General features: G+C 39.2%; 10 protein-coding genes. All 10 read left to right on the top strand.

Annotated elements, in window-relative coordinates; translation table 11 throughout:
* Positions 1-556 (top strand): ABC transporter permease (locus AC1DOS_RS15000; RefSeq protein ID WP_477538146.1); only part of this gene is annotated, 556 nt, incomplete at its 5' end.
* Positions 534-1,331, top strand: coding sequence for an ABC transporter ATP-binding protein (locus AC1DOS_RS14995; protein WP_108585718.1), 798 nt, complete (start codon positions 534-536; stop codon positions 1,329-1,331). The genes AC1DOS_RS15000 and AC1DOS_RS14995, both read left to right, overlap by 23 nt.
* A 225-nt stretch (positions 1,332-1,556) precedes the next feature.
* Complete coding sequence (locus AC1DOS_RS14990; protein WP_477538145.1) at positions 1,557-2,348, top strand: fumarylacetoacetate hydrolase family protein; 792 nt, start codon at positions 1,557-1,559, stop codon at positions 2,346-2,348.
* Positions 2,345-3,103 (top strand): fumarylacetoacetate hydrolase family protein, encoded by a 759-nt coding sequence (locus tag AC1DOS_RS14985; RefSeq protein ID WP_477538144.1) that lies wholly within the window; start codon positions 2,345-2,347, stop codon positions 3,101-3,103. The genes AC1DOS_RS14990 and AC1DOS_RS14985 overlap by 4 nt, the downstream gene beginning before the upstream one ends.
* A 22-nt stretch (positions 3,104-3,125) precedes the next feature.
* Positions 3,126-3,533, top strand: a complete 408-nt coding sequence (locus AC1DOS_RS14980; RefSeq protein WP_477538143.1) for a 5-carboxymethyl-2-hydroxymuconate Delta-isomerase — start codon at positions 3,126-3,128, stop codon at positions 3,531-3,533.
* Positions 3,534-3,652: 119 nt separating this feature from the next.
* Positions 3,653-5,137, top strand: coding sequence for a 4-hydroxyphenylacetate 3-monooxygenase, oxygenase component (hpaB, locus tag AC1DOS_RS14975; RefSeq protein ID WP_477538142.1), 1,485 nt, complete (start codon positions 3,653-3,655; stop codon positions 5,135-5,137).
* A gap of 79 nt (positions 5,138-5,216) precedes the next feature.
* Positions 5,217-5,708, top strand: a complete 492-nt coding sequence (locus AC1DOS_RS14970) for a flavin reductase family protein (protein WP_108585713.1) — start codon at positions 5,217-5,219, stop codon at positions 5,706-5,708.
* Between the two features lie 65 nt (positions 5,709-5,773).
* Positions 5,774-6,697: a 2,4-dihydroxyhept-2-ene-1,7-dioic acid aldolase gene (gene hpaI, locus AC1DOS_RS14965; protein WP_477538141.1), complete on the top strand. Its 924-nt coding sequence runs from the start codon at positions 5,774-5,776 to the stop codon at positions 6,695-6,697.
* Between the two features lie 53 nt (positions 6,698-6,750).
* Entirely contained in the window at positions 6,751-8,259 is a 1,509-nt protein-coding gene (hpaE, locus tag AC1DOS_RS14960; protein WP_477538140.1) for a 5-carboxymethyl-2-hydroxymuconate semialdehyde dehydrogenase, read from the top strand.
* A 21-nt stretch (positions 8,260-8,280) separates the two neighbouring features.
* Positions 8,281-9,264, top strand: a complete 984-nt coding sequence (gene hpaD, locus AC1DOS_RS14955; RefSeq protein WP_477538139.1) for a 3,4-dihydroxyphenylacetate 2,3-dioxygenase — start codon at positions 8,281-8,283, stop codon at positions 9,262-9,264.
* Positions 9,265-9,464 lie beyond the last annotated feature (200 nt).

The following is a 9,464-nucleotide window of genomic DNA, read 5'->3' as shown; positions in this document are numbered from 1 at the left end:
GGCCATCATCGTTTTACTAATTAAGTTGATTGTAGATTGGTTCTTAAAAACTGAAGTGGGCCTTGCCATAAGAGCCACTGGTGATAATAAAAAAATGATTCGTAKTTTTTCGGCAAACACAGATACTCTCATTATTGTAGGTCTTGGATTTTCTAATGCCTTGGTTGCTTTTGCGGGGGCACTTATTGCTCAATATTCGAAGTTTGCAGACATTGGTATGGGAATCGGAATGATTATCATCGGACTGGCTTCGGTTATTATCGGTGAAGCAATATTTGGTACTAAAACGATTGTTCGAACCACGTTTGCTGTAATTTCGGGAGCCATTATTTATCGAATAGTACTAGGACTAGCACTTCGAGTGGACTTTCTTGATACAGGAGACATGAAATTAATTACTGCGGTTATTGTAATAGTTGCGTTGATTTTACCTCAATATTTTGAGAAGAAACGAGAAAAGAGTAGAAAAGCAAAAAGGCATGCTGAACGCTTAGTAGAGTATCAACATTCGCTAACGAAGGGAGGAGCTGCAGTTGCTAAAACTTACCCAGATTAATAAATTATTTAACGAAGCCACACCAGATGAGAAAATTGCGTTAGATCAAATTAATCTTAAGTTAAATCCCGGTGATTTCATGACGGTGATTGGAAGCAACGGTGCTGGAAAATCAACGATGTTGAATATGATTTCTGGTGCACTAACTCCTGATTTCGGTGTAATTGAAATTGCGAATAAAGACGTTACTAAATTACCAGAATATAAGCGTTCTCAAATGATTGGAAGGGTGTTTCAAGATCCAATGGCTGGAACGGCTCCTACTATGACGATCGAAGAAAACCTTGCAATGGCCTATTCTCGAAACAAGAAACGTCTATTGCGAAAAGGTGTGGACAAGAAACGTCGGGAATTATTCCGTGAATCTCTTGAATCACTTCATTTAAATCTTGAAAACCGATTGAATGCAAAAGTAGGGATGCTTTCAGGAGGAGAAAGACAAGCACTTTCTCTGTTGATGGCTACCTTTACGCAACCAGATATTTTGTTACTCGATGAACATACTGCCGCACTAGACCCATCGCGTGCAGAATTGATTACCAATTTAACTAAAGAACTTGTTGAACAAAATCAGCTTACAACGTTGATGATCACACATAACATGCAGCAAGCTTTGGACTTAGGGAACAGGCTTATTATGATGGATAAAGGACAAATCATTTTAGAAATAGAAGCGGAAGAGAAAAAGAAATTAACCATCCCAAAATTAATGGATGAGTTTCAACGTATCCGTGGCGAAAAACTAAATAGTGATAAAGCATTATTGTCTGTGTAATGTTGAAATGAATTTATTAAATGATGATATATTTTCTTTAAAGCAACATTTGTTGTAACACTGAGTTGTTGATTCTTACTTATAAGGGCGACTCTTCTATTAGTATGTAGTTTGAAAACTCCATTCTACAAGAAGGGCGCCCTTTTAATGTGAGGTTTTTGCAGGAAAACTATGGTTATTTGTACTATGGAAAATAATAGTCTAGTAGCTAAAGGAGTGAAATATGTGAGTCATGCAAGATTGAAAGTGTTAGGTGTACCTGAGTTAGTATCAGTCGATGTAGGTTCAGGAACGAAAACTGTTGTTATAGATGGCAACGAGGTCAACATGAATGATATACAGTTCGACACGCCGATTACGGGAACAGTTTTCGGTACACTAATGAATTTTAAAGGGGTACTTGAAGGACTAGCCGAAGCGGTTCATAACAAACCATATCTATCACCGCCAATTGCTCCAGTTCTTTACATTAAACCGGCAAATACTTTTAACCGATATGGTGAAGGTATCCCAATGCCAGAAGGAATATCACAGCTTGAAATGGGTGCTGCACTGGGCATTGTAATTGGTAAGAAAGCGGTAGCTGTGAATGAACAAACAGCTCTGGATTATGTAGCAGGATTTACGATTGTTAACGATGTGAGCATTCCTCACGAGAGCATCTACCGACCCGCCGTTCAACAAAAAGCGCGCGATGGATTCTGTCCAATTGGACCATGGATTGTCGATCGCCAGGCTGTAAGTAACCCGGATGATTTACCTATCCGAGTCTACATTAATGATGAACTCCGGCAGGAAAATTCAACAAAGAACTTGATTCGTCCAGTTGCTCGCTTACTTGCAGATGTAACAGAATTCATGACATTAAATCCTGCGGATGTGTTACTCGTTGGGGTTCCTGAAGAGGCACCGCAAGCTAAACTGGGAGATAAGGTTCGAGTAGAAATAGCAGGTATCGGTATCTTGGAAAATGTAATTGTTGACGAAAAAACATTCATGCGGAGGGGGACAAAATGAGAACTGCGCGTATATCATATGGCGGCGCTATCCATGAAGCGTTTGAATGGGAAGGTCGACTTAAATTAGATGATGGTCGCATAGTTGAAGAGAAAGATGTTGTATGGCTTACTCCAATTGTACCGCGTACGGTGTTTGCATTAGGGTTGAACTACGCGGATCATGCAGCAGAACTTGCATTTGATGCACCATCAGAACCACTGGTCTTTTTAAAAGGACCAAATACCTTTATTGGACATCAAGGCACTACTCGTCGTCCAGCTGATGTCTCTTATATGCACTATGAGTGTGAACTGGCAGTCATCATCGGCAAAACTGCTCGCAATGTAAAAAAAGAAAACGCTTACAACTATATAAAAGGTTATAGCGTGGCGAACGACTATGCCATCAGAGATTATTTGGAGAACTATTATCGTCCTAATTTGCGAGTTAAAAATCGAGATACCTGTACACCATTCGGTCCTTGGTTGGTCGACGCTGCGGATGTTGCTGAACCGATGAATTTAAAATTGACTACTCATGTCAATAACGAACTCGTCCAACAAGGAACGACGAAAGATATGATTTTCGATATCCCAACCCTTATCGAGTATTTAAGTAGCTTTATGACATTGAGTGAAAATGACGTAATTCTTACAGGTACACCTAAAGGCTCAGTTGATACTGCTGTTGGAGACGTAGTTGTTACGGAAGTCCAGGGAATAGGGCGTTTAGTGAATACCATTATCGGGGATGAATCGTTTACAAATCGATAAAGTGAATAGGAGGGAAAGTTAATTGCCACATTTTATTGTAGAGTACACGGATAACATCAAAGATGATGTAAATATTGCGAAGCTATTTGAAGAGATCCATAAAGTTTTGATAGCTAAGGACACTGTTTTTCCTATAGGTGGAATTCGTTCAAGAGCGATTGAAGTACATGATTATCGAATAGCTGATGGTGCAGAAGATGATGCGTTCGTCCATGCAGTTTTGAAAATAGGCGCGGGGCGTTCCGAAGATATTAAGAAAGAAGTTTGTGATGCGCTATTTGAAGTGATTAAAGAACATTTCTCACACCTCATGTCAAATCGGTACTTGGCGTTGTCGATGGAGCTTATTGAATTTAGTGAAGCTGGCACTTATAAACAAAATAATATTCATTCAAGGTTCAAAAAGGAAGAAAATCTACCAATTGAGTAGATTAGCATTTTTTCGTAACAATCCCGAATAGAATAGTCAGAAAATTCTTGCTAAGATTTATTTAACCTGAACGATAAAAGATGAAAGATAAGTTTGATTCGATATGAGGAGGGAACAGAATGGGAGCACGAACTGGGAAAGAATATATTGAAGGTATCAAAGAACGTAAGACCGAGGTATGGATTCATGGGAAGAAAGTAGACGACGTAACCACACATCCAGCATTTAAAAATGTTGTTGAAAGCGTAGCGGGTCTTTATGATTTGCAACACAAGAAGCCGGAAAAAATGTTATATACTTCACCGACATCGGGAAAAAAGGTGGGACTTTCTTTTATCGCTCCTAAAACAAAAGAAGATTTGTTTAAACGACGTGAAATGAATACAGAATGGGCTACTTTTTCCGGAGGAATGATGGGCCGTTCACCAGATTATTTGAACGCGAGTATTATGGCTTTTGGTACAGCAAGTGAATTTTTCGCACAAGAAGGTGGCRGAAGTAAACAATTCGCAAAAAATGCTCGAGACTATTATGAATATGCACGTGAAAATGACATTAGCTTAACCCATACGTTAATTCACCCACAAGTGAATAGATCGAAGTTAACTCAGACCGAGCAAAAAGATCCATCTCTATCCGCACGCATTACTAAAAAGACTACAGATGGAATTTATGTGAATGGCTGTCGTCTTTTAGCTACTTTAGGCGGTATTACTGACGAACTTGTTGTATTCCCTTCTACTATAAACAGAACACCTGGAACGACAGACGATCCATACGCATTTGCATTTGCCATTCCAAATAATACGGCAGGTTTAAAATTTCTATCCCGTGAATCATTCGATTATGGGAAAAGTAAATGGGATCATCCACTAGGTGCTAGATTCGATGAAAGCGACGCTATCATTTCTTTTGAAGATGTATTCGTTCCATGGGAAAGAGTATTTGTAAGTGAGAGTACAAATATATGTAACCGTACGTATACCGAAACGAATGCGGTTATCCATATGACCCATCAAGTTATTGCAAAAAACATCGTGAAAACAGAATTCGTTCTGGGTGTAGTGATCAGTATGATGGAATCTATTGGTATAGAACAGTTCATGCATGTTAAAGAAAAGGCTAGCGAAATCATGGTTATTTTAGAAGTGATGCGTTCTCATTTATACCGCTCAGAGCACAATGCAAAAATTGATCAATACGGTAATATGACACCGGACTTTGAACCGTTGAATGCAGCACGTAACTGGTATCCGAAAATGTATCAACGTATGAATGAAATCATTAAAATTCTTGGAGCTTCAGGTTTGATGGCACTGCCTTCAGAAGCAGACTTCAGTAATTCAGATGTAGGTCCGTTAGTTCACCGATATACACAAGGTGCAAACATCAACGGAGAAGAAAAAGTTCAACTTTTCCGTTTGGCTTGGGATATTTCAATCAGTGCATTTGGTAACCGACAAGCACTGTATGAATACTATTTCTTTGGAGATCCCGTGAGAATGTCCAATGCCTATTATGATCAATTCGATAAGCAACCGTATAAAGACATGGTTACTAACTTCTTAAATAGAACGAAAAAAGAAGCGGGCATCTTATTATAAAAAAGTCACCCTAACCTGACTCGCTGAAAACCGAGAGATTTTAAAGATATGGCTGATTGGAAAGAAAGGAGATTGTAAAATGCAGATTGAAAACCAAGAAGTAGACGATCGTTTATTTAGAAATGCTATGGGGAGTTTTGCAACTGGTGTAACGGTCATTACCACTGAAGTTGCTGGTGAGGTACATGGCATGACGGCAAATGCATTCATGTCGATTTCTTTAAACCCAAAGCTTATTGCTATTAGTGTAGGAGAACACGCAAGAATGTTGCAACATATTAAAGATGCAAAACAATTCGCTGTTAATATATTAACGTCTAACCAACAAGATGAGTCAAAACAATTCTCGGGTCAACTTAATTTGGAGCATGAAATTACGTTTTCTTCATATAAAGGTTTACCAACCCTTGCAGATGCTTTAGCGGTCATTACTTGTACACTACATAGCGAATATGTAGTCGGAGATCATACCGTTTATATCGGCCAAGTAACTGGAGTGAAGCTTGAGCAAAAAGCTCCCTTAATTTATAGCCAAGGTAAGTATCGCGAACTAAAAGAACTTCAAGAGTAATCAATTAGAAAAAACGAAGTTTAATAACCTTTACAGACTTTAATGACTAGAAGGAGTAGATGATTTTGGCATACGAAGAAGCGAAAAGAAAGTTAAGAGGTTCTATTTGTCCCGTCGTTACACCATTTACTGAGAGCGGTGAGATTGACGAAAAAGCATTTATCGAATTGATTAACTGGCAGATTGAAAGCGGAAGTCACGGCATTTCTGTTACAGGTACAAGTGGGGAACCGAGCTCATTAACAATTGCTGAAAGAAAAAGAGTGATGGATCTTGCGAAGGAAACGATTGATGGACGTGTATTTTTTGCGCCAGGAACAGGTTCAACGAATCACGACGAGACGATGGAACTAACGAAGTATGCTGAAGAAATAGGCGCAGATGCGGCAATGGTTATCGTCCCTTATTATAACAGGCCAAACCAAGAAGCACTTTATCAACATTTTAAAACTGTTGCAGATTCAGTTAAAACACCAATCATTATTTACAACATCCCTGGTCGTTCAGCTGTCAATATGGAAGTAAGTACGATGAAACGACTTGCTGAAGATTGTCCTAATATCGTAGGAGTCAAAGAAGCGAACAAAGACTTTGAACATGTTAACCGTGTTTTGCTGAACTGTGGTAGGGACTTCCTATTGTATTCGGGGATTGAACTGCTTTGCTATCCGATGCTTGCTATTGGAGGAGCTGGATTCATCAGTGCGACAGCCAATGTCGAACCGGTCAAAGTGGCCGAATTATATAATGCATGGCATGCGGGTGACGTGGCAAGATGTCAGGATCTTCACTTCGAATTAATGCCGCTGAATGATGTGTTGTTTAAAGATACCAATCCTGGACCCGCAAAAGTTGCACTTGGCATGATGGGGAAAATTAATCCGAAGCTTCGACTGCCGTTAGGCTTCCCTTCTGAGGGACTAAAAAAAGAAGTTCGCGATACACTCATCGAACTTGGGAAATTGCCAAAAGAAGCGGCAACAACCTAACAATAATATCTTGAATGATCACGACAAAATTATTAAGGATATAGGTGATAAGTATGGTATCTTCTCGCGAGAAAATTGCTTTAAAACATGAAACACAAAACAATATTTTACTCTATATCAATGGGGAATTTAGTTCTTCGTCAAGCGGGACGACGMTTAAAAACATGAACCCATTTACGAATGAACAAATCAATGAAGTAGCTGAAGGACAATCTGAAGATATCAACAAGGCTGTAGCAGCTGCTCGTGAAGCTTTCGATCATGGTCCTTGGAAAACGATGAAACTAACGAAGAGAATGTCCTATATATATCGGATAGCTGACCTTATTGATGAAGAGGTAGAAAAAATATCGTTTTTAGAATCGCTAGATACAGGGCTTCCGATTAGCCAAACGAGAAAGATGGTAAGTCGAGCTTCAGAAAATTTTAGATTTTATGCACGTATGGTAGAAAGCCGTCTTGTTGGAGATGCCTATCAAGTAGACGATGAATTTATCAACTACACAATTAACGCTCCCGTAGGTGTCGCTGGATTAATCACACCGTGGAATGCACCATTTATGCTAGAAACTTGGAAAGTGGCACCAGCACTTGCGACGGGTAATACAGTTGTGCTTAAGCCAGCAGAACTTTCTCCATTATCAGCGAATCTATTAGCAGAAATTATTCATAAAGCCAATCTTCCAAAAGGTGTTTTCAACGTTGTGCATGGATACGGTGAGACTGCAGGCGATGCGCTAGTAAAGCATCCGGATGTTCAGCTCATTTCGTTTACCGGGGAAACCAAAACGGGTTCAACCATTATTAAAAACAGTGCAGATACATTGAAAAGTTGCTCGATGGAACTTGGTGGAAAATCACCAATTATTGTTTTTGAAGATGCTGATTTCGATCGAGCATTAGATGCATGTGTATGGGGGATTTATTCTTTTAATGGCGAACGATGTACGGCTAACTCACGACTGTTTGTGCAGGAAGGAATAAAAGATCAGTTTGTAGCTGCGTTGAAGAAACGCGTTGCAAACATTAAACTTGGCGACCCTCTAGACGAAGTTACAGAAGTCGGGCCATTGATTGATAAAGGCCATTTTACTAAGGTTAAAAGTTACTTAGATATTGCCAAAGAAGAAGGCACTGAAGTAATTACAGCAGACATCCCGGCAGAAATAGCAAAAGGGAACTTTGTAGCACCAACACTGATTCTAGATGCTAAAAATCATATGCGTGTTGCACAAGAAGAAATCTTCGGTCCTGTGTTAACTGTGTTGACATTTAAAAATGAGGAAGAGGCTATTAAGCTTGCTAACGATATCAAGTACGGACTTGCGGGTTATGTTTGGACAAATGATATTAAACGAGGTCACCGCGTAGCACATAAAGTAGAAGCGGGAATGTTATGGGTAAATGCTCAGAATGTTCGAGATTTAAGAACACCTTTTGGAGGCTCTAAGTCTTCAGGCATCGGTCGTGAAGGTGGTCATTACGGTTTCGAGTTTTATACAGAGCAAAAAATCATTCACGTTTCAATTGCTGACCATCATATTCAACAGTTCGGAAAATAAAAGGAAAGTGTGGTGAACACCATGGATTTTTCAATTATTCGTATCGCGAGAACCGTTCTTCACGTTACAAATATACAGGCATCTCGGGAGTTTTACGTAAATGGATTGGGCATGATTGAAACAGAAAGTGATGAAAATCATATTTACTTAAGAGGTCTCGAAGAACATTCACATCATAGTTTACTATTGAAAAAAGCGGATAAAGCCACTGTTGAAGTACTTAGTTACAAAGTAGAAAAGGAACAAGACCTTGAAGAAATTGAAAAACTGTTTATGTCTAAAGGTCTAAAAACAAAATGGATGCCAAAAGGAACACAACATGCGATGGGGAGAACTCTTCGAGCGCATGATATCTCAGGTATTCCATTAGAGTTTTTTGCGGAAATGACAACTGTCAATCGGATGCTTCAACGCTATGATCTTTATCGTGGAGCGAAGATTCAGCGAATAGACCACGCTAATTGTGCAGTGCCAGATGTTCAAAAAGCATATGATTTTTATATAGATAACTTAGGCTTCTCATGTTCTGAGTATACAGAAACTGAGGATGGAGATTTGTGGGCAGCATGGCTTTACCGAAAGCCAACAGTTCACGATCAAGCATTTATGAATGGACCTGGACCAAAATTGCATCATTTCGCTTATTCGCTAACAGACAGACTCAGCATTCTAGATTGTTGTGACGTATTAGCAAGTATGGGGTATGCACACTCAATTGAGCGAGGACCAGGTCGACATGGGTTATCCAATGCATTCTTCCTTTATTTGAGAGACCCAGATGGTCATCGCATTGAATTATATACGGGCGATTATTTAACAACCGACCCAGACTTAAAGCCAATTCGTTGGGATTTAAATGACCCACTCCGTCAAACATTTTGGGGACATGAAGCGCCAGATCGTTGGTTTAATGAGACCAGTACATTTATTGATATTGAAACAGGCGAAGAAATCGAATATAAAGCACCAATATTGGCTCAAAGAAAGCCAAAGATTATGGCTTGAAAATTGATATAAAATTTTTATTTAAGCTATGATTAATGTTAATGATGAATTTGAACCAAATTAAAAATGGACTGGATTCTTTAACTTGAGAATCCAGTCCATTTTAGTGATAACTGAGTAAGAAATTTCACACAAAAGAACTCGACTATTCAAGTGTTTTACTCGTACTAATTCATCCACTACGATACGCTCTCCTACTC

This window comes from Paenisporosarcina sp. P5_A11, assembly GCF_056400705.1.
This window is presented reverse-complemented; position numbering and strand designations above follow the sequence as displayed.

Coding starts and splice junctions, on each gene's coding strand:
- AC1DOS_RS14985 (WP_477538144.1), top strand. CDS start 2,345: ATGAGAACTGCGCGTATATCATATGGCGGCGCTATCCATGAAGCGTTT.
- AC1DOS_RS14970 (WP_108585713.1), top strand. CDS start 5,217: ATGCAGATTGAAAACCAAGAAGTAGACGATCGTTTATTTAGAAATGCT.
- hpaD (WP_477538139.1), top strand. CDS start 8,281: ATGGATTTTTCAATTATTCGTATCGCGAGAACCGTTCTTCACGTTACA.